The sequence below is a fragment of the Maribellus comscasis genome (assembly GCF_009762775.1).
GTDB classification, from domain to species: domain Bacteria; phylum Bacteroidota; class Bacteroidia; order Bacteroidales; family Prolixibacteraceae; genus Draconibacterium; species Draconibacterium comscasis.
The window spans coordinates 5,755,644-5,777,137 of record NZ_CP046401.1 but is presented as its reverse complement, the minus strand read 5'-3'; the positions used below and the strand labels follow the sequence as shown (position 1 = coordinate 5,777,137).

The window sequence follows — 21,494 nt, the reverse complement described above, 5'->3', positions numbered from 1 at the left end:
AATCAAAATTGAGGTCCCAATACTTCTGACAGTTTCATCAAAAAAGGAATCATTTTATCACTGTTCGTAAATACCACTACCCCATACTCTTTTTCAGGGATAAACATGGCATAGGCTTGAAAGTCATGATTATTACCTGTGTGCATATGCATGGTATAATCCTCATCGGCCTTTTGCGCAAATCCAAGTCCCCAGCCGGTTTGTCCAATTTGTTGCTTTAGGGGATTATCATCACTAAAGCGTGTTTGCTCCTTGAGCATCTCATCAAAAGTTTCCTTTTTTAAGCCCTCGCGTTTTAACATTGCAATAATAAAATTGGCATATTCTGCGGCTTCCGAATGGAGGCTTGAGTACGCTTGGAATCCTCCGTCCCAATAATAGTCAGGACCAGGATGGTTTAATTGGGGAACACCGTCTTTATTATGACCATAGACTTTATGCTCTGCCAAATAATCGTTCCATGCAAAAGTTGAGCGAGGCATATTTAAAGGTTCAAGAACCTTTTTCTTGAAAAGAGTATTGATATCTTTTTTCCAATTAAGGCTATACTGTAGCCCAATGACAGCTGCCAAATATTGATATGCTTCACCAGAGTAAAAAAAATCAGTGCCGGGTTTAAATGCTAATTTCATCTTTTCGCCCAATGCATGGTTTGGAAGGCCGGTTTGATGGGCCAATACCATTCTTGCAGTAATCAGCTTTGCATCTTCTTGATATTCTTCTGCAATTCCCGGATTGGGTAGGTATTCGTACAAAGGATTATCTAGATCTATCTTCCCTTGTTCCACCATTTTCATAACGAAGTAGGCAAAAATAGGCTTGGAGAGTGATGCTGCTTCAAAAACACTCTGATTATCTACAGCTTCTTTTGTTTCAGCGTTTGATACTCCAAACACTTCGTGATATGCTAATTCACTTTTGTTAATTATAGCTATTGATATCCCAGGTAGTCTTTCCTGTTGCCTTATTCTTTCTATTTCATAAGTAAGATTTGCCTTACTTATGAATTTGCCATTAGTCCCTTCAACAGATATATCTTGTGTGTATCCTTTGAAGTTGGAAACGAGAAATATTAGCCAAATAGCATGACGCATAAACTGTCTCTTTTTAATTCTTTTCATGAAAATAATATTTAAACGTTGACCAATTTGATAATCTGCCATAGAATTTTAGGGAGAGCAGAATAAGATGAAGATTTTTATTATCCAACACTTATCTTTTGTTCCACAATTCATTACCCAAATAAAGTCTGTTTGTCAATAACTCTTCGTAAATTTTATCTGCATTATCGCCATTTAAAAAAATCAGATATCCATTTTCAGATTTTGGGAACATTATTGCCAGGGTACTAACACCGGGATCCTTACCTGTATGCAATAAAGCATATTCATCTCCGCTGAAACCTGTTAATATTTCCCAACCCAATCCAAAAAAATCATTTTCTCGCAGTTGAACCTGATGTTTAAGCATTTCCTGGTATAAGTCTTCAGAAAGATCAGCTCCATTGATGGTATATTCCAAAAACCTGCCATAATCCTCTACAGTCGTTAGAAGATTGGCTGCAGCATTTGCCTCGTAATATTTTTCCGTTTCTATCTCTTCTCCTTTTACATTAAAGTTCCGGGCGTACCTTGTCTCGTCCATTTCAGGTTTCCACCAAAAATAAGTATCCAACATTTTTAAAGGGGTAAACAAATACTCATCAGCAAGTTCCTCAATGCTTTTGTCAAGTTTGTTTTCAATCGCTTTTCGCAAATACTCGAACCCCTCTCCGGAATATTGATATTTGGTTCCGGGGTCAAATTGAAAAGAAAGTTTATTCTCTGGGGTCATATAACGCCAATTTGGAAATCCGGTTTGGTGGGTAAGAACAAGCCTTGGTGTTAATTTTTTGTATCGCTTATCTTCTTTAATGTCAGGATCAACCCAAAACTTATGCAACGGCTCATCCATGCCCAGTAATCCGCTATCAATCAGTTTTAAAGTTACGAGCGCAACAATGGGTTTTGTCAGCGAGGCAACTTTAAAAATCGTATTGTAAGGCGCAGTCGTTTGTTTATCAAGCGTTCCATAAACCTCAACCTTAGTTAATTTACCATGTTCTATTATGCCAATTCCTAATGCAGGTACATTGCTATTTATTAGTAACTTTTCAATCCCGCTTTTAGGATTTTCATCAACCGGGTCTTGATGATCAAAACTAAGAACTTCGCTTAATTTCCATATCTTATTTTCTAAAACCCAAACATGAGTAAATTTTGCAGTACTGGTCCAAACGTCATCTTTACCGGTTTCCCTTAAATAGAAATGGTGAATACCTTTTTGTATGGCACCATATAAATCTCCATTGTTATAAAGAGGAAATACTTCCAAAGTATTTGCATCTACTTTACGAATTGGTTTTTTTACCGAACCGGAACAGATGTATTTTTGGGTGTTATCAAAAAAAACATCTCTATTTTGGAAACCACTTTGGTCGTGGTAAAATTTTAAATCATTGGCAATGTGACTTTCTAAATAATTCATATCACATTGGTTAAAGCCGCGTTCGAAGAAAATGCTGTCTTGCTTTTTTAACACTATAAACAGATTCGAATCTTTTTTTACTTGAGCTTGTGTCGTGCAGGAGATAAAAATTAAAATTAAAACACCTAATTGTTTCATTGCGATTTCCTCATTATAATTACAAAATACATTTTTAATTATTGACCTGTTTTAATATTCAGGCAAAGATATTTTAGGATAAGAGAACAAAATTGTATAAAATGGACATTCTACGTTTTGTCCTAATTCAACTTCCAGAATTCTTTCAAACTACAACCCGTTTCAGAAACTTTACAACTAAATTAATTCCGTAAAATGGAATGGAAATCTATCCCTCGGTATTTTGTTCCTTAGCTCACAACCGGCTATCTATTCTATTGTGCTTGTTTCTCTTGTTTGATAAAGGTTTATAACGACATTTCCCTTTTTGTTCCCGCTTTCAATATGCTTGTGAGCTTCAACAATTTGTTCCAAACTATATCTTTTGTCAATAATCGTTTTTAACTTTCCTCTTTCAAAAAGTTTAGTTATTTCTTTAAGGAATCTCTTTCGTTTTGAAATAGATAGAAGACCTGTGGCTGAAAACATTACTTTCTTTTTACCAAATATTTTAGTCCATAACATTTGAATTAGAAAAGAAACCTTAAGAACAGGATTAAGATATATCCCATTTATAGTCAGCGAATTCTTGCAATAATAGAATGAACTTTTATCAGCAACATCAAAAATAATATCGTATACTTCTCCATTTTCTGTGAATTTATCACACGTATAATCAATAACTTTATCGGCGCCTAAAGATCTTACCACATTCATATTCGCAGTACTGCATACTCCTGTTACATTTGCTCCAAATGATTTTGCTATTTGCACAGCAGCAGAACCCACTGTTCCCGAAGCACCATTAATAAGAACTTTTTGGTTGCTTTTTACTTTTGCCAGGGCTGCCATAAAATTCCAGGCAGCCATAAATGTACATACAGGTGCTACATCTTCGTCATTCATGTTTTTTGGCCTTTTTAATAATAAACCTTGCTCCTGAACACAAACATATTCTGCGTAACAGCCTAAATTCTTCCCCGAATGCCCAAATACTTTATCTCCGATTTTAAATTCATTTACATTTTTGCCTATTGATTCTATTTCTCCTGAAAATTCAGCACCCAATACAAAGTTTTTTGGTTTTGTTAAACCTAAAAATAACCTTGTAAAGTATGGTTCCCCTTTTCTTTGTAAGGGGTCTTCAGTAGTAACAGGTATAGCATTTATCCTTATTAATACCTCGTCTTCTTTATGTGAAGGTTTTTTAATGTTTTCAAGCCGGAGTACATCCGGAGCTCCATATCTCTTAATTGTAACTGCTTTCATTATCTTTAATTCAATACTAAACAACAGACAAAGGTATTTACCTGAAAGATAGGTAAATTGTATAAAATGGACATTTTAGTTTTTATCCTCACTCAGCTTCCAGAATTCTCTCGGACTAAAGCCTGTTAGCTCTTTGAACTCGCGGATAAAGTGGGCTTGATCATAATATCCGGTGTTATGCGCTAACTCTGTAAGGTTACGAAAATTAGGGTATCTCTTTATGGCAGATTCAAGGCGGATAATTCTTGCATAAACTTTGGGATTGAAACCGGAAAACTCTTTGAAACGTCTATTGAACTGTTTTTGAGAGAGGAAGGAATTAACGGCCAGATCGATTATTTTAGGATTGCAATTATATCTTTTTATTTCCTGGATGGCTCTTATCATCTTCGGATCCACTATTTTCTGATTTTTCAATAGAGATTTGAAATAGCAGTTAAGGATTTCAATACGCTGTTCTGTAGTTTCGGCTAACGCCATTTTTTCATTAAGGACATTGCCATCTCTGCCCAGAAAAGTTGTTAAAGAAATAAATTCCTGATTTAATTCTAATGATGGGAGGTTAAATACTGAAGGGATAGCATAGGAATAAAGAGAAACACCAATCAAATGAAAAAATCCATGGACAGGAGATTGCATAGGGATGTGAGTATGTCCCTGCACGATAGAAAAAAGTAACTCATCATGTTTCTCAGTACCACTAAAGGCGAAAGTGATTTCTGTTAAACTACTGGCAGTAATATAATATAGTTCAGTAGGTGCTTGCTTATTTGTATCCCAAGTACCTACCCAATAATGACTGATGAAGTCTTTAAGTTCGTTACATGGTGCTATTTCCCGATACTCCATCGCTTTCTTACTACTAATTTTGGGTTTTGCATCTTATCCCAACTAAAACCTTCATTAATAAAAATATACTCACTCACTTGGTATTATTTCTCAAACTCATCGCAGATGTATGATTATTCTCTTTTCCCTCAAAGTTATTGGGTTTCTTTACAAAAGAAAAATCCAATGCGAAAACGAATTCTTTTTGATATAAACCAGTTCTCTTATTAAAAGTTTTCCAAAACGGTTTAGGAGTGATATTCAGATTTCTGAATATTGAAATTGGTTCTTATATATTGCCTATTTGAAAATGATGTGATTGTTATACGTCCAAAAGGAAGTTATCTAACAAAGAATAGTGAACCTGTTTATCTGAATGGGGTAAATTATATTGTATCAGATGGCTGGATGATTAATTTACCAAATCTATCCCGGGAATCAGCTAGTACAGATATTTTGTGAGCACAGAAAGGATCAATAAAGAAGTCTTCTGTCATTATATTTAATCAGGAGAGAGAAAGATAATAATGAATATCGCCTCTTTTATGGGCAACAATTTTAGAAAGCCACTGCCTCAAATGGTGGTTGTTTACATTATCGTTTATTCTTTTCCCTGAACTCGGAAGGTGTAAATCCTGTTTTTTGTTTGAATTGGCGGCAAAAATAATCAAAGGTGTCAAACCCTAAATTATGAGATATATTCTTTAATGGTTTATCTGATACAATTAGCAAATCTTTGGCTTTATTAATTTTTAATTGAATTTGGTACTGGGCGGGCGAAACACCTGTATATTCTTTAAATTTTTTCCGAAATAATGAATATCCCATTCCGGCGCTTCGTGCTATCTCTTGCTGACTAATTGATTGGTGCAGGTTTTCAAGGATCGTAAGTTTAGCTTGCCTGATTTGGTTTTCGATGGCTTTCCCTTCAAAAGGATGGTATTTTTTTGATGCAAATATTTGCCCCAGAATTTGAACAATGTAGCCCGAAGCAATATACTGAAATCCCGGTTTTTCCTCTTTTAGTAAGTGAATAACCTGGAGGTAATTTCGGGCAATATCTTCGTGTATTCCAACGGTAATTACCGGATTCTCGGGAGATAAAAATTCTTTTAACCGGTAATGTTGTATCAAATCGCCGTTAAATTCCACCCAATATTCATCCCAGCCGGAGTCTTCATCTGGTTTAAAACGGTGCCAAATGCCGGGGAAAAGGATAAAAATATCACCTGCATTAATTTTACGTGTGCCGGTTATCTCCGATTCAAAAATACCTTTCCCTTTGGTGATATACAAAATCTGGTAGTCAGATATCCGTCTTCCTATTGACCAGTGAAAATAGTGATGCGAAGGGTCGTCTATGAGAGGATATTCAGTTTGTTTGTCAATCATAATATTTCCTGCCCCGGTGAGGTATATCCCCCAACGTTTGTCTTCCTCTCCAATAGTCAGGTATTTATAGAATTTTTTATCAGAGAATATCATTTTGTACAGTATTTATGTCATTTTGTATGTAATATTTTTTTTGCATCAATATACTTTTATATCCAACTAATACTTCATTTTCAAAAGTATATAATGAATTTGTTATAACAATGAATGAAGAAGTATAATTTGACGAAGAAAATTCCTATATATGTCAGTTTATCTGATATTTTATTAAAAAACCACAAATTACTAACCAATGAAAACTAGAAGGGAATTTATACAAAAGGCATCTGTTGGGTCAATTGCCCTATCTTCACTTTGTGGCTTCACAACTTTGGACGATAGAAATATTCCTGTTATTTCCGGCCTAAATAAAGGAAATAAAAATATACCTTTTGAAGAGCCGGATTATACAAAGTGGAAAGTTTCGTTTAACGAATCAGAATCAACTCTTTCAATAGTTAATGGCAATGTTTTTATTCACGGAAGACTTATTTTTACTTCGGGAACGGATCAATGGACAGTTGTTAATTCACATGATGGAGTAAAAAGCCGCTATGCTTTTGTTGATTTGAAAGGTGATGTGCAGGGGTATTTTGTTTTGTGCACGAATGGAGAGGAGTTGAAAATTTGCTTTTACCATCGGACAGCACAGGCTTATAAAGGCATTTTAACGTTTACGGGAGGTATAACTTTTTTCAAAAATAGTTTTGCTTGCCGGACACGGGCAAAAGAAGGAGAGAGGGTTTTGTCCTTGAGTTGCGGGATAACCGATTCTTTACAAAACGATTCCCTTTTTGCTCCTGAAAATGATACAATACTGCAACTGGATGCCGGAAATCTGAGCATAAAAAATACGGGTGACGGTGAGTATTCATTTAAAATGTCGGGACACATTGGAGAGTCATCAGAGTCAGTCTTTTCCATGAACCTTGAGAAAAACTATTTAAAAAGCAGGTATGTTCCCTACTATCATACTTTGAACAGGGAAAGGTGCTCCAAAACGCCAACAGGCTGGATGTCGTGGAATACTTATTTCGATAAAGCCACTGCTGAAGATAACCTTAATGAAGCCAAAATCGGGAAAAAATATTTGCAGCCATTTGGCTGTGAATTTTGGTCGATTGAATCCTGGCAGGGAAATTCAGACCAACTTCCGGTCAGTAATTTCTTTAATATGAACCTTGAAGTAAATGAAAAGCAGTTTCCTGAAGGTATGAAACAACTGGCTGAGGATATCCGTGATTTGGGATTTCGCCCGGGTTTATGGATGGCACCGTTTGGAACCGGAAGCGAGAAGTTCTACGACGAGCATAAAAACTGGTTTTTACATGATAAAGAAGGCAAACCTATTTCTTCATGGAATGGGCGTTATACGTTAGACCCAACAGTACAAGAAGCGTTAGACCATTTAAAAAAGATGTTTAATAAAGCTTCACGGGAATGGGGATACGAGTTTTTTAAAATTGATGGCATGTCGGGACGGTCTCATAATTATTGTGCCCATTTGTATGAACGCCCGGAAATCCGGGAGTGTTTCAAAGATCCGTCTTATTCAAATCCGTTTGAAAAATGTGTAAAAACCTTCCGTGAAGGTATTGGCGAAGACCGTGTATTTTTAGCTTGTCAAGGACATAGTTCAGGTCCTGAAGCATATTATGCTGATGCAGCCAGGCTTGGTGCCGACATTGTCCATCCCAATCAACCGGTAAAATGGCATAACGTTTATAATCAGGGGGCATGTACCATGAACCAGATTTTTACGCACAATATCGTAATGGTAGCCGACCCTGATACTTTACTGGTTCATGACTTGCCATTGGAAGAGGCAAGGGTTTCAGCAACGATTGTTGCTTTGCCCGGGCAGTTAACTTTCTTTGGCGATAAACTGGCTGGTTTGTCCAAAAGTCAGATGAAAATACTGCAACAAACCCTGCCTGTTGCCGATGTTCGTCCGGTAAGCCTGTACCCTTATTTTTCGATGTTGCAAATATGGAACCTACAGATTGAAAATAAATTGTTGGGCGATTATAACGTGGTAGCCCTCTTTAACTGGGAAGATGAAGCGAAAACTATTTCTTTTTCGATGGACGAATTAGGATTGCCGGCAGAGGATGAATATTTAATCTATGAATTTTGGGAACAAAAAGCTTACGGAACAATAACTGACGGTTTTGCACTGGAAGTCCCTGCCCATGCAGTACGCTTGTTATCAATACACAAAAAGCAGGATATTCCTCAATGGGTAAGCAGCGACCGCCATATCACCCAGAATGCCCTTGAACTAAATGCTTACAAATGGGATAACAGGAACAGGGTAATTGAAGGGGAAATAGCACTTGTTGGATCATTTCCTTTAACAATGAGATTGCACGTGCCCAAAGGATTTCATCTTGCCGATGCACAGTGCGATGGTGCAAAATGCACAGTAAAGGAGGAGAATGACAATATTATGGCAGTCACTTTTAATCCGAATAAGACCGGCGATTTTAAGTTCAAGGTGAGATTTTAATCACCTGGCAACCTCTGACAATCAGTCGGGATTAATTAATTTTAAAAAACCAAGATGAAACTATTTACAATTGAAAATAAAAACGGGATTAAAACCACTATTACCAGTTACGGAGGGCGGGTAGTAAGCCTTTTTGTTCCTGATAGAAATGGGAATTTAGAGGATGTTGTATTGGGTTATGACAATCTTGCCGATTATTTAAGCTCAAATGAAAAATATTATGGTGCCACAATAGGGAGGTATGGGAACAGGATTGGAAATGCCAGATTTTCAATAGGAGAAAAAGAATACACTCTTGAAAAGAATAATTGCGATAATTCCCTCCACGGTGGAAGTGGTGGTTTTCACAATGTAATATGGGATGTAAAACAATTAGACAAGCAAACACTGAAACTGAAGTACCTGTCAAAGGATATGGAAGAAGGTTTTCCCGGCAACCTTGATGTAAAAGTTATTTATTCACTCACTGATAACAACGAATTAAAAATTGAATATTTTGCTGAGACAAACCAGGCAACTATTGTAAACTTTACCCATCATTCATTTTTTAACCTGACGGGAAATTTGGAAAAATCAATCAATAACCACATACTCCAAATAAATGCAGAATCATACACTCCGGTTGATGGAGGATTAATCCCAACTGGAGAAATATCCCCGGTTGAAGGAACACCTTTCGATTTCAGGGAGCCGGTTTCAATCGGGAAAAGAGTGGATGAGGAATATGAACAACTGATATTGGGTAAGGGGTACGACCACAACTGGGTGTTGGATGCATCTGGCCTGAATAAAGATATTCGTTTGGCAGCTAAAGTTGTTGAACCGGAATCAGGAAGAACAATGGAAGTGTTTACGAATGAACCTGGCATTCAGTTTTATGGAGGGAATTTTTTAAATGGTAGTGACGTTGGGAAAAACGGGATCGCATATCGGCATCGAACAGCCTTTTGCCTCGAAACACAGCATTTCCCTGATAGCCCGAATATTAAGCAATTCCCTTCTACCATGCTTTTCCCCGGAGAAGAATATTATTCTGTTTGTATTTACCGGTTTGATGTAATTAACTAAACTTTAAAGAAATGAAACCAATCAAATTATTATTCCTACTGTTGTTAATTGTGATCATCACACTTAAAGTAAAGGCTGATGATCGTTCGTATCGGATTGAAACAAAAAATACCACCCTGGTTTTTACCGGAGAAAAAGGAGAGAAATTCCTGTTCCGGTATTATGGTGTTAAATCCGGCGATTTATCAAAAATTTCAACCAGCGGGGTTGGTGTACGAGAAGAAGCCTATCCTACGTTTGGCATCAATTGCATCGAAGAAAAAGCACTCCGGGTAAGCCATTCCGACGGGAATATTTCAACCGACCTGTACCTTGAATCAGTTGAAACAACAAAACCTGATGACAATACCAGCCTTACCACAGTAAAACTGTACGACGATAAATATCCGTTTACAGTCACCCTTTTTTACAGGGCATATTTTAATGAGGATGTAATAGAGGCATGGTCTGTAATATCACACAAAGAAAAAGAACCGGTAACGCTTTACAGGTTTGCATCATTCTATATTCCTGTTTACTCGTTTAACCCATGGCTTACCCATTTTCACGGGCACTGGGGAGGTGAATTTAACCTGGTTGAAGAAAAGCTGGAAAGAGGAATGAAAGTAATCAAAAACAGGAACGGGATTAGGGGAACCCAGTGTGATAACCCATCATTTATGCTGAGCCTTGACGGAAAACCTTCAGAAAATGAGGGAGAAGTAATTGCCGGGACACTATCGTGGACAGGAACTTATAAACTCAGTTTCGATTCCGACACTAGAAACCGGGTAAATATTATTGCGGGGATAAATGAAGATGTTTCACGCATTGTGCTGAATAGTGGTGAAGAATTCCGGACTCCGGCTTTTATCCTGACTTACAGCAGGAACGGCAAAGGGCAAGCCAGCAGGAACCTGCATAGCTGGGCACGGAATTACGGAATCAGAGACGGACACAAGGAGCGGATGGTACTACTCAACAGCTGGGAAGGAGTTTATTTTGATATTTCGGAAGATAAAATGTTGAATATGATCAACGATATAGCTGCTTTGGGAGGAGAATTGTTTGTAATGGACGATGGATGGTTTGGAGAAAAATACCCGCGAAATGATGCCACCACAAGTTTAGGCGACTGGGGAGTGAACACGGAGAAACTCCCAAATGGTTTGGAGCCGCTAATTGAAAGGGCAAAAAGTAAAAATATAAAATTTGGAATCTGGCTGGAACCTGAAATGGTAAATTTGAAAAGTGAACTGGCGGAAAAACACCCGGACTGGATAGTGCACCAGCCCAACCGCGAAACAGTAATGGGAAGGGGGGGCTCACAAATGTTACTGGATTTGTGCAACCCGGAAGTACAGGATTTTGTGTTCCATACTATTCATGACTTACTGGTTAAACATCCTGGGATAGGATATATAAAATGGGATGCCAACCATTTTATGACCAATATTGGTTCATCTGTACTTTCGCCAAACAATCAATCGCGTTTTTACGTGGAATATCACAAGGGGCTGCAAAAAACACTGAACCGCATTGTACAGGCCCATCCCGATGTCGTTATGCAGGCTTGTTCCAGCGGGGGCGGCAGGGTGACCTACGGTTACCTGAAATATTTCCATGAGTATTGGACTAGCGACAATACCGATGCATTAAGCCGTATTTACATGCAATGGGGAACATCCCATATTTTTCCTGCCATAAACATGGCATCGCACGTGAGTGTCTCCCCAAACCATCAAACCGACAGGGAACTGCCACTAAAATTCAGGTTTGATGTGGCAATGACAGGAAGGCTGGGGATGGAAATGCAGCCCAAAGACCTTAGCCCTGAAGAATGGCAATTTTCAAAAGAAGCTGTTCAAATGTATAAATCCATAAGGGATGTAATACAGTTTGGTGATTTGTACCGGCTAATATCTCCTTACGAAAATAATGGTTCAGCATCTTTGATGTACGTTTCTCCCGGAAAGGAACGGGCAGTGTTTTTTACTTTTAATCTAAAAGAAAACCTTAAATATGTAAATCCACCAATCCGCTTAGGAGGTTTGGATCCTGATAAAAAGTATCGAATTACAGAGATAAATAAAGCTTCGGAACAAAATTTAAGATTTGAAGGACAAGTATTTACAGGAGAATTTTTAATGGTTATTGGATTAAGGGTTAATATGAGGAAGGCATTTCAAAGTATAATCCTTGAAGTAACTGAAATAGACTAGAATAAAAAAATTGACACCAATAATCCAAAAATATTTTGTAATGAAGGAGAAAAAAAGAATACCGAAACAGACAAATTTAAAACTTCGTCATTTTTTGTTTCTAATAGGGATATTAGGTACGCTGAGTTCATGTTTGAATGAAACTAAATCTGATAATGAACCTAATGTAATCCTGATTTTAGTTGATGATTTAGGTTATGGAGATATAAGTTTTTACGGGCAGCAAACATTAAAAACCCCTAATATAGATAAAATGGCGAATGAAGGTATGCATTTTACAAATATGTATACTGGCTCAACAGTGTGTGCGCCTTCCCGCGCCTGTTTATTAACCGGCAAGCACACAGGGCATTGTTCTGTGCGAGGAAATGATTTAGATCAAATGGTCAGCAATTCAGAACTTACTTTAGCAAAAGTATTTAAAAATGCTGGCTATAAAACAGGTGCAATTGGGAAATGGGGCATTGGTGGGAATTTACCTCATGATGACCCGGCAAAGAAAGGATATGAGTACTTTTATGGTTATATAAATATGTGGCATGCGCATAACTTTTATCCTGAATATTTATTTGAAAACGGGGAGAAAATTCAATTAAAAAATAAAACTCAATTAATTAATGGAGTAAACCCATGGCTTGATCCCCTTAGGGAAGGTAAAGGGGTAGCTGAAGTTAAAAATGAATATGCCCCGTTTTTGTTTGACTCTAAAGCAATTTCTTTTATTGAAAAAAATAAAGATGACAAGTTTTTTCTTTATCTGGCTTATAACGTCCCGCATGCCAATAATGAAAAGAGCCCGGATGGGATGGAAGTTCCGGATTATTATGAATTTAGCCAAAAAAATTGGCCGAGCCAGGAAAAAGGTTTTGCTGCAATGATCCGGAATATTGATAATTCTGTAGGATTAATCCTTAAAAAGTTAGTTGACATGGGAATTGATAAAAATACCCTCGTTTTATTTTGTTCCGACAATGGACCGCATCAGGAAGGTGGGCACCAAATGGATTTTTTTAATTCAAACGGCTCTTTCAGAGGGATGAAACGCGATTTATATCAAGGTGGGGTAAAGACACCTTTTATAGCTTATTGGCCGGGAGTAATTCCTGAGAATTCAAAATCCGATGATCTGTTTGCATTTTGGGATTTCCTTCCCACCTTTTCTGAATTAACAGACCGGGAAAAACCTGCTGATACAGATGGTATATCTTTTTTGCCTGCTCTTTTTGGGCAGAAACAAACGGAGAAACATGACTATTTATATTGGGAATTTTATGAGCAGGGAGGAAAACAGGCAATTCTGAAAGATCAATGGAAAGCTATAAAACTCAATATCAGGGATACAGCTAAAGAAACAATTTTTGAATTGTATAACATCAAAAATGATCCCGAAGAACTCGTTGATGTTGCAGACCAGAATATAGAGGTTGTCAGACAATTTGAAAAGTTGTTCGAATCCTCAAGAAATGAGTTTGAGATTATACCATTAATTAATGCAAAAAATTAAATAACAAAGTAAAAGCTTCATGAAACGCTATTTGTATTTTATCACATTTGTGGCTGCACTGGGCAGCCTGTTATTTGGTTTTGAAACCGGTGTGATTAACGGGACCATATTTTATGTAGCCCAGTATTTCGGGCTTTCACCTGCAATGAAAGGTTTTGTTGTTAGCGCTGCCCTGATAGGTTGTATTATCGGTGCCTTATTTATTGGCAAACCGGCAGATATTTACGGGCGCAGGTTCATTCTGAAATACATGGCCCTGTTTTTTCTTGTTTCGATGTTAATGACCGGGCTGGCTACCCATTTATGGATATTCATCATTGGGCGTTTTATTGGAGGGATTGCCGTTGGTGGTGCATCGGTTGTAACTCCCATGTATATTTCAGAAGTAGCCCCGCCAAAATACAGGGGGCGTTTGGTGGCAACAGCCCAGTTTGCGATTGTGCTCGGAATCCTGGTTTCATTCTTCTCCAACTTCATTATTGATAGTATTGGTGAGACTGAAAATAAATGGAGGTGGATGTTTTTGTTTGGGGTAATCCCTTCGGCAATTTTCTTTGGGCTCCTGTTTTTTATTCAACGAAGTCCCAGATGGCTGGTAAAAACAGGGCGTTTGGAAGAGGCAAAAAATGCTATTTTAAGGGTTAATAACAACCAAATTACGCCGGACGAGTTAGTCAAGGAAATACAGGACTCACTTGATAATGAGGTTTTCACGCATTATTCTGTCCTTTTCAAAAAACCATATTTGAAATTGGTATTGATAGGTATCGGGGTTGGGATGTTTAACCAATTGTCGGGTATCAATATTGTCAACTATTATTCGACCGATATTTTCAGGGAAGCCGGGTTTAGTGGTGAATCTGCTTTTACTCAAACGGTACTTGTTGGGATAACAAACCTGGTTTTTACCATTGTCGGGATGTCTTTGATCGATAAATTCGGAAGGAAATTTTTATTATATATCGGTGGAATCTGTATGCCAATATTTCTGGGTTTGTTCAGTTGGGCATATATTTCAGGAAATACAAGTGGTTATATCCTTTTAATAAGTATGCTGGGATTTATTGCTTTTTTCGCCGCCTCACAAGGTACGGTTATCTGGGTCATCCTTTCCGAAATGTTTCCTACAAATATAAGGGCAAGAGGTTCGGCAATCGGCTCCTTTTCCCATTGGTTTTTTAATGCGTTAAATTCCTGGGTATTTCCGGTTGTGGTAGCTTCTGTTGGTACTGGTTATGCATTCCTGTTTTTCGGTATTGCCACTGTTTTAAGCCTTGTCTTTTACCGCTTTTCCCTGGTGGAAACCAAAGGAAAGTCACTGGAAGAAATTGAACACATGGTCTTAGTAAAGAAATCCTGAGAATTAGTAAGTTTTAAATGAAAGGTACCATTTTTAATATTGAAGAGTTTGCTGTTCACGACGGGCCGGGGATACGGAAGCTTGTCTTTTTTAAAGGGTGTCCTCTGAAATGTACATGGTGCCATAATCCGGAAGGAATTTCTTTTAAAAAAGAACTGATGGTGAGTTATGCAGCGTGTATACATTGTGGTAAATGTAGTGAAGTGTGTTCCAATAATGAATGTATCCAATGTGGAAAATGCGTTGACGTTTGCCCCTTGCGCTTGCGAAAGATTGTGGGGAAAGATTATGAAGCTACCCATTTGGCGGAAATACTGTTGAAGGGTAAAGAGGTTTTGATAAAAAGTGGTGGAGGAATTACCATTTCGGGGGGGGAACCACTTGCTCAGCCGGCTTTTCTTTTTGAATTGATTGAACATCTGAAACCTGTAAATATTGCCGTTGAAACTTCAGGGTATGCAAAAACAGAGGTTTTTCAGAGGATGCTTTCTAAAGTAGATATGGTATTGATGGATGTAAAACATACGAATCCTGATATTCATAAAAAATATACGGGGGTTGACAATGCACAGATACTGAATAACCTGGAAGTTTTATGCTCATCAGATATCGATTTTTATATAAGGATACCTTTGATTCCCGGGGTAAATGATACCATGGAGAATATGGAAGAAACAGCCAGGCTAATCAAAGATGCCAAAAATTTGAAGCGAGTGGAGCTATTGCCTTATCATCAGATTGCCGGGGCAAAGTACCCGATGTTAAGAAAACAATATAATCCCGGATTTGATGCAAAGCGAAAAGTAAATTTCAGGAAAGATGTATTTGAAAAATATAATATAAATGTGGTTGTATTATGAATAAAATTAATTTCAATAATTTGTGCTTTATAAGAAACTATGTCAAAAGTTGTCTTTTTTTTGGGCTGTTTATAATTGGTGCGTGCCATAATGAACCTGCTGAAATAGAAAATCATCCCAATGTCATATTAATTATGGCTGATGACCAGGGCTGGGGAGATGCCGAGCTAAATGGCAATAATATAATAGAAACCCCGACATTAAACAGAATTGCGTCGGAAGGTGTACAATTTGAAAGGTTATATGTTTGCCCGATGTGTGCCCCAACGAGGGCAAGCCTTTTAACAGGGCGCTATAATCTCCGGTGCGGAACTTCCTGGGTTGGGAGGCGTACCGAAATGTTGGGATTGGATGAAGTAACAGCTGCTGATGTTTTCAAATCAGCGGGGTACGCAACCGGTTGCTTCGGGAAATGGCATTTGGGTTTATATAAACCCTACCATCCCAATAACAGGGGTTTTGATGAGTTTACCGGTTTCCTCCACGGTGCATTGAATAACTATTTTAACAGCCACCTGGACCATAACGGGGAGCAAATAACCACAGATCAATATATAACAGATTATCTGACCGACAGGGCACTTGATTTTATTGAATCGAATAAAGACCAGCCGTTTTTTTGTTATATCCCATATAATGTGCCGCACCATCCTTTTCAGGTTCCCAGGCAATATTATGAAAAGTACATTGAAAAAGGGGTTGCTGATGACCGAACAGCAGCGGTATATGCCATGGTTGATGAAATGGATGAAAATATTGGCCGGATAATGTCGAAGCTGGAAGAATTAAACCTAGATGAAAATACTATTCTAATTTTTTTAAGCGATAATGGTCCTGCATTCCACCGTTTTAATGATGGCCTTGCGGGGATAAAAGCACAAGTAAGCGAAGGCAGCGTCCGGGTACCTTTGTACCTGCGATGGAAAGGCCATATTCCTGAAAACAACCATATTTATGATATTGCCGGGGTCATTGATATATTACCGACTTTAATAGACTTAACCGGAATAAAAGCCCCCGATAATGTAAAAATGGACGGGGTAAGCCTTGTCCCTTTAATTAATGGGGAATCCAATCTGCATCCCGAGAGGATGATATTTACGCACCAAACCAGGTTCGGAAAAAATGTTATGACTCCCGGAGGAGTCCGAACCCAGCGTTACCGGCTTGTTAATAACAATAGTAAATATGAACTGTATGATATGTACATTGACCCGTCTCAAAGAAGGGATATTTCATCGGATAAACCGGAGATAACAGAAAAACTGAAGGAAGCCTACGAAAATTGGTATAAAGATGTAACCAGTAAAGGAACAGGTTCTCCATCTGTCCCGGTTGGCTATCCGGGTCAAGATACAGTAAGAGCTGTTGCTCCTGACGCTATATTAAAAGGAGGTGTAGGTTATAACGGGGTGCATGGTTGGGCTTACAACTGGATTGTTAACTGGAAAAGCGTAAACGACTCGGTAATCTGGCCTGTTCAGGTTTATCAATCCGGGAATTATAAATTTAATTTGCTTTATACCTGCGATGAAGCTGATATTGGTTCCGAGATGCAATTATCAGTAAAAAATGAGCATATCAGAAACATCATTTCAAAAGCACATTCTCCCGGGAAAATTGTACTTCCCAGCGTTGTGAGCAAAGATTCACCTTCTTTAAAAGAATCCTGGGCAAAATTGCCTTTGGGAACAATGGCGCTTGATACAGGCAGATATGATATTGTTTTGCAGGCTGTGAAAATACCGGGAAATATTGTCGGAGAATTTAGGGCCTTGGAAATTATTAAGAATAATAATTAAGATAAGTTATAGGCATAAAAAGACAACTAATAATTAATTTGAGATGAATAGGAAAGTTATAAATACGAGAGAATTTATTTTGAAAAAAGAGCATCATAAATTCAGGCAAAAAATAGAAAATAATATATTAGAACGTTTTACTGATTCTCTAAAAGAACAAGAGTTGTCCGATATGCAAAGGGTACAAAAAAGATTGACATGGGTTTTGAAGAATGAAAATCCAGTTATTCTCCCAAGTGAAAAAATTGTTTTTACAAGGACAATTCCTAAAATTCCTGAGATATATACAGGGAAAGAATGGGATGAAATCCGTAAGGACCATTACATCCATGAATTGGGTAAGGTCTGTAATATTAGCTCAAATTATGATTATACAATTGAAGTTGGGTTTAAACAAAGACGAAAAGAAATTTTACATTCTATTGAAATTCACTCTGCTCAGGGAGAAACCGATGGGGTGGAATTTTTAAATGCTGTACTTCAGTCTATCGATGACGTAGAAGAATTGACTGACAGATATGCAGAAACAGCCCTGAAATCGGGACGACAGGATATTTATAATGTTTTGAAAAGGGTACCCAGATATGGTGCACGTTCATTTTATGAAGCCGTGCAGTTTTTCAGGATTCTCCATTTTACATTGTGGGCTTCGGGGAATTATCATAACACGGTTGGCAGGTTTGACCAGTATATGTTCAAATACCTGAAAAACGATCTTGATTCAGGTGTGCTCGATTATGATTCGGCCATGGAATTGCTTGAAGAATTTTTTATTTCCTTTAACAAAGACAGTGACCTTTATCCGGGAATGCAGCAGGGAGACAACGGGCAAAGCATGGTTTTGGGAGGAGTAGATGAAAACGGGAACGAGGCATTCAATATGCTTTCGGAGATGTGTCTTAAGGCCAGCCTTGAATTAAAATTGATTGATCCTAAAATAAACCTTCGGGTTACAAAAAACACTCCTATTGAAATATACGACCTAGGAACAGAACTTACAAAACAGGGATTAGGTTTTCCGCAGTATTCAAACGACGAAGTTGTTATCCCGGGATTGCTTTCGAAGGGCTACGAACTGGAAGATGCGCGTAATTATGTAGTTGCTGCCTGTTGGGAGTTTATTATTCCTGGCGAAGGGATGGACATTCCCAATATTGCAGCTTTGCCGCTTGCAACAGTAGTTGATGCAGGCATAAAAAGATACCTTCAGCAAAGCAAGGACTTTAAAACTTTTATGGGAGGGATTAAACGGCAAATCGGGGAAGAATTGGATTGCCAGGTTTCAGGGCTCCGGAATATTTATATGGAGCCGGCCCCTTTTCAGTCGTTGCTGATGAATGGCTGCGTAGAAAATGCAAAAGATATTTCTTTCGGGGCGAAATATAACAATTACGGTATTCACGGAACAGGATTATCAACAGCGGCGGATTCTTTGGCTGCCATAAAAAAATATGTTTTTGACGAACAAACGGTCAGTGCTGAAGAACTCATGGATGCCCTTGAAAATAATTTTGACGGGCATGACGATCTTTGGCAGAAATTGAGATACGATGCACCAAAGATGGGCAACGATGACGACTTTGTTGATAATATAGCCATAGAGTTGCTGGATGATTTTTCGGAATTAACAGCCGGCATGGTTAACGAAAGAGGAGGAAATTTCAGGCCGGGGTCTGGCAGTGCAATGTACTATTTGTGGCATGTGAAGGACATTGGGGCGTCGGCCGACGGGAGGAAAAATAGTGAACCGCTTTCTGCAAACTTTTCTCCGGCATTGAATGTCAAATTAAATGGCCCTGTATCAATAATCAGGTCATTTTCCAAACCCGACATGAAGAAAATAATGAATGGCGGTCCGCTTACACTTGAATTACATGATACAGTATTTCGAAATTCAGAAAGTGTCCGGAAAGTGTCAATGCTGGTAAAATCGTATATGGAGCTGGGAGGCCACCAACTTCAAATAAATGCTGTGAACCGGGAGCAATTGTTTGAAGCAAAAGAACATCCCGAAGAACATAAAAACCTGATTGTACGTGTTTGGGGCTGGAGCGGCTATTTTACTGAATTGGATGAAGTTTACCAGGACCATATTATTCAGCGTGTTGAATTAAGTTTGTGAAAATGGAAGTTTTTGTCTTTGAGCTTGATTTTACAATCTGGAATGCAGGTGATATCTGGTGTAGCGAGACTAGTCCCCCGTATCTGTGGGAAAACGGAAAATTATATGACAGGGGAGGTCGGTGGATACGTCTTTATCCTAATGCAATTAACATTCTGGAATATCTAAAAGAAAATGAGAAAATAATAGCCGCTGCTTCACGTACATATCAGCGGGACTGGGCAAACCAATTATTAAAACTATTCAATATTGACAAATACTTTGATGTAACGGAAGTTTATCCGGGTAGTAAAGAAGCGCATTTTAAAAATATTTTGAATCTAACCGGATCTAATCCAGAACGGGTAGTCTTTTTTGATGATGAGCAAAGAAACATAGAACAAATAGAGAAGCTGGGAGTAAATTGTGTTTTGATAGAAAATGGAATTAACTTAAAAAGGATTAGAGAATTTATTGATTAATAAAATCAGACCATTACAATATTAGTTATCTCGTTTTTGATCATGGATAACATGACTATATTATTCGGTATTTTATATAGTTGCCCGGCAGGAAAAAGGTTGCCAGATTATCCCGTAAAAGGCTTCGATCATCTTTCACCAAAAGAAAAATTTGATTTTGTTGATGAAATTGAAAAAGAGGAACTTTTATCTTTACTCAACTATCATTATAAATGTTCAAAAGAAAGATAAAATTGATAACCCTGCCTATTACGGAGTAACCATCGAAGTGGAAAAATAAAATGGACGTATGACATTAATAATAACTGGGATTCAATCTTAGAAAGAAAAATATTAGAAACAAAATAACAGACAATTACAGCACATAGTTGATTCGTTTAGTTAGATCCCTTTATTGCCGTGGGCAATAAGGCTTCCCGGGAGTTGAAATATACTTCCGGGATTTTGTCCCTAAATAATGTTGAAAATAAATTGAAATATGAAATTAAAATATAAAGAGTTATAAAACCCCGGTACCACAGCGGTAATATTTTTTATTAATAAAGACTGTACGTACCCAAAAAATGTTAGATCATGAAAAGCCCGGCATACAATGCAACAATCAGAAAACTTGAAAACGAATTATCCCAATTAGAAATCCAACCGCATTGTTTTATCGAAACAACGGAGAAAGCAATTGGATTATGCAACAAAGTTATCCTGAAACTTAGGGAAATGGTATTTAAGAATGGATTCTTAAACGATGCAGAAGAAATTTACTTTTTCAAACACATAAAACCAAAGGTATTTAGTAAACTGATATATTATACCGAGGTATTTAACATCGAATCCCACAGGCCGGAATCAGAAGATGCTGATCAAATCGGATATTTGAAGTACATGCTGCAAAAACATACAAAAGAAATAGAAGAAGACAAGGCATTTTACCAGTACTACAAATGAAAAAAGACATATTCGGACCACATTTATTTTTTACGTGGTAATACAGATCGCAGGATTCATATTGACCATATTCCAAATTATCTTGACCCGACTTTTCAACCGGTTAAGATTGTACGTTGGCAAAAATGATGGTATGTGAACAGCTTCAAAAATGCCTATACGATGAAATATCAAAACTGAAGGTTAATCCAAAGAAGAGCTTTATGAATTTTAACCACAATAAACCTATTTCGACTTTAGAGTGGACGGGGCCTAATATTAATGCGGTGGAGCTCGTTTATGCACTGTACTATGCCCGGGTTATCAATAACGGTCAGGCCGATATTATTGAGATTGCCCGTTTGTTGAATACTGGAAAACTGAAGATCAGGCCAAACGGATAGAACTTATCGAAGAATTACCTGAAAAACAACTGGACGAACTCCGTGATTTTCACCGGAAGTGCCTGGCAATAAAAATAGAAAAGGCAAAGAAAGAAACAGCACAACACTATA

The 21,494-nt window shown here is 37.8% G+C and carries 17 protein-coding genes; 12 read left to right on the top strand and 5 right to left on the bottom strand.

Going from position 1 to position 21,494, the window contains the following annotated elements:
* Window positions 1–2 precede the first annotated feature (2 nt).
* From GM418_RS23460 to GM418_RS23440, 5 genes are all read right to left on the bottom strand, one after another.
* The gene (locus GM418_RS23460) at window positions 3–1,163 is read right to left on the bottom strand and encodes a serine hydrolase domain-containing protein (RefSeq protein WP_217447578.1); all 1,161 of its coding nucleotides are present in this window, start codon (window positions 1,161–1,163) and stop codon (window positions 3–5) included.
* A gap of 49 nt (window positions 1,164–1,212) precedes the next feature.
* On the bottom strand, window positions 1,213–2,526 hold the full coding sequence (locus GM418_RS23455; protein ID WP_217447577.1) for a serine hydrolase domain-containing protein: 1,314 nt from the start codon (window positions 2,524–2,526) through the stop codon (window positions 1,213–1,215).
* Between the two features lie 387 nt (window positions 2,527–2,913).
* Window positions 2,914–3,912 (bottom strand): NAD(P)-dependent alcohol dehydrogenase, encoded by a 999-nt coding sequence (locus GM418_RS23450; RefSeq protein WP_158869635.1) that lies wholly within the window; start codon window positions 3,910–3,912, stop codon window positions 2,914–2,916.
* 75 nt (window positions 3,913–3,987) lie between these two features.
* Complete coding sequence (locus tag GM418_RS23445; protein ID WP_158869634.1) at window positions 3,988–4,761, bottom strand: helix-turn-helix domain-containing protein; 774 nt, start codon at window positions 4,759–4,761, stop codon at window positions 3,988–3,990.
* A 573-nt stretch (window positions 4,762–5,334) separates the two neighbouring features.
* Window positions 5,335–6,225 carry a helix-turn-helix domain-containing protein gene (locus GM418_RS23440; RefSeq protein ID WP_158869633.1) on the bottom strand — a complete coding sequence of 297 codons (891 nt, stop codon included), beginning with the start codon at window positions 6,223–6,225 and terminating at the stop codon, window positions 5,335–5,337.
* Between the two features lie 199 nt (window positions 6,226–6,424).
* On the opposite strand from GM418_RS23440, the gene GM418_RS23435 reads away from it, so the two are divergent.
* The 12 genes from GM418_RS23435 (at window position 6,425) to GM418_RS31925 (ending at window position 21,383) form a co-directional block, all read left to right on the top strand.
* Window positions 6,425–8,680 (top strand): alpha-galactosidase, encoded by a 2,256-nt coding sequence (locus GM418_RS23435; protein WP_158869632.1) that lies wholly within the window; start codon window positions 6,425–6,427, stop codon window positions 8,678–8,680.
* Between the two features lie 54 nt (window positions 8,681–8,734).
* Entirely contained in the window at window positions 8,735–9,748 is a 1,014-nt protein-coding gene (locus GM418_RS23430; RefSeq protein ID WP_158869631.1) for an aldose epimerase family protein, read from the top strand.
* An 11-nt stretch (window positions 9,749–9,759) separates the two neighbouring features.
* A complete protein-coding gene (locus tag GM418_RS23425) occupies window positions 9,760–11,949 on the top strand; it encodes an alpha-galactosidase (protein ID WP_158869630.1) in 2,190 nt (729 codons plus the stop codon).
* Window positions 11,950–11,989: 40 nt separating this feature from the next.
* The gene (locus GM418_RS23420) at window positions 11,990–13,453 is read left to right on the top strand and encodes an arylsulfatase (RefSeq protein ID WP_158869629.1); all 1,464 of its coding nucleotides are present in this window, start codon (window positions 11,990–11,992) and stop codon (window positions 13,451–13,453) included.
* Window positions 13,454–13,472: 19 nt separating this feature from the next.
* Window positions 13,473–14,813, top strand: a complete 1,341-nt coding sequence (locus tag GM418_RS23415) for a sugar porter family MFS transporter (protein ID WP_158869628.1) — start codon at window positions 13,473–13,475, stop codon at window positions 14,811–14,813.
* 17 nt (window positions 14,814–14,830) lie between these two features.
* Window positions 14,831–15,673, top strand: a complete 843-nt coding sequence (locus tag GM418_RS23410) for a glycyl-radical enzyme activating protein (RefSeq protein ID WP_158869627.1) — start codon at window positions 14,831–14,833, stop codon at window positions 15,671–15,673.
* The gene (locus GM418_RS23405; protein WP_158869626.1) at window positions 15,670–17,475 is read left to right on the top strand and encodes an arylsulfatase; all 1,806 of its coding nucleotides are present in this window, start codon (window positions 15,670–15,672) and stop codon (window positions 17,473–17,475) included. The genes GM418_RS23410 and GM418_RS23405 overlap by 4 nt, the downstream gene beginning before the upstream one ends.
* Before the next feature lie 43 nt (window positions 17,476–17,518).
* Window positions 17,519–19,597, top strand: a complete 2,079-nt coding sequence (locus tag GM418_RS23400; RefSeq protein WP_158869625.1) for a pyruvate formate lyase family protein — start codon at window positions 17,519–17,521, stop codon at window positions 19,595–19,597.
* A 2-nt stretch (window positions 19,598–19,599) separates the two neighbouring features.
* Window positions 19,600–20,058: a magnesium-dependent phosphatase-1 gene (locus GM418_RS23395; protein WP_158869624.1), complete on the top strand. Its 459-nt coding sequence runs from the start codon at window positions 19,600–19,602 to the stop codon at window positions 20,056–20,058.
* A 51-nt stretch (window positions 20,059–20,109) separates the two neighbouring features.
* Window positions 20,110–20,289, top strand: a complete 180-nt coding sequence (locus GM418_RS23390; protein ID WP_158869623.1) for a hypothetical protein — start codon at window positions 20,110–20,112, stop codon at window positions 20,287–20,289.
* A gap of 342 nt (window positions 20,290–20,631) precedes the next feature.
* Window positions 20,632–21,000 carry an RteC domain-containing protein gene (locus tag GM418_RS31930; RefSeq protein WP_158869622.1) on the top strand — a complete coding sequence of 123 codons (369 nt, stop codon included), beginning with the start codon at window positions 20,632–20,634 and terminating at the stop codon, window positions 20,998–21,000.
* A 116-nt stretch (window positions 21,001–21,116) separates the two neighbouring features.
* A complete protein-coding gene (locus GM418_RS31925; RefSeq protein WP_343033322.1) occupies window positions 21,117–21,383 on the top strand; it encodes an RteC domain-containing protein in 267 nt (88 codons plus the stop codon).
* Window positions 21,384–21,494 lie beyond the last annotated feature (111 nt).

Coding starts and splice junctions, on each gene's coding strand:
- GM418_RS23460 (WP_217447578.1), bottom strand. CDS start 1,163: ATGGCAGATTATCAAATTGGTCAACGTTTAAATATTATTTTCATGAAA.
- GM418_RS23455 (WP_217447577.1), bottom strand. CDS start 2,526: ATGAATTATTTAGAAAGTCACATTGCCAATGATTTAAAATTTTACCAC.
- GM418_RS23450 (WP_158869635.1), bottom strand. CDS start 3,912: ATGAAAGCAGTTACAATTAAGAGATATGGAGCTCCGGATGTACTCCGG.
- GM418_RS23445 (WP_158869634.1), bottom strand. CDS start 4,761: ATGGAGTATCGGGAAATAGCACCATGTAACGAACTTAAAGACTTCATC.
- GM418_RS23440 (WP_158869633.1), bottom strand. CDS start 6,225: ATGATATTCTCTGATAAAAAATTCTATAAATACCTGACTATTGGAGAG.
- GM418_RS23435 (WP_158869632.1), top strand. CDS start 6,425: ATGAAAACTAGAAGGGAATTTATACAAAAGGCATCTGTTGGGTCAATT.
- GM418_RS23430 (WP_158869631.1), top strand. CDS start 8,735: ATGAAACTATTTACAATTGAAAATAAAAACGGGATTAAAACCACTATT.
- GM418_RS23425 (WP_158869630.1), top strand. CDS start 9,760: ATGAAACCAATCAAATTATTATTCCTACTGTTGTTAATTGTGATCATC.
- GM418_RS23420 (WP_158869629.1), top strand. CDS start 11,990: ATGAAGGAGAAAAAAAGAATACCGAAACAGACAAATTTAAAACTTCGT.
- GM418_RS23415 (WP_158869628.1), top strand. CDS start 13,473: ATGAAACGCTATTTGTATTTTATCACATTTGTGGCTGCACTGGGCAGC.
- GM418_RS23410 (WP_158869627.1), top strand. CDS start 14,831: ATGAAAGGTACCATTTTTAATATTGAAGAGTTTGCTGTTCACGACGGG.
- GM418_RS23405 (WP_158869626.1), top strand. CDS start 15,670: ATGAATAAAATTAATTTCAATAATTTGTGCTTTATAAGAAACTATGTC.
- GM418_RS23400 (WP_158869625.1), top strand. CDS start 17,519: ATGAATAGGAAAGTTATAAATACGAGAGAATTTATTTTGAAAAAAGAG.
- GM418_RS23395 (WP_158869624.1), top strand. CDS start 19,600: ATGGAAGTTTTTGTCTTTGAGCTTGATTTTACAATCTGGAATGCAGGT.
- GM418_RS23390 (WP_158869623.1), top strand. CDS start 20,110: ATGACTATATTATTCGGTATTTTATATAGTTGCCCGGCAGGAAAAAGG.
- GM418_RS31930 (WP_158869622.1), top strand. CDS start 20,632: ATGAAAAGCCCGGCATACAATGCAACAATCAGAAAACTTGAAAACGAA.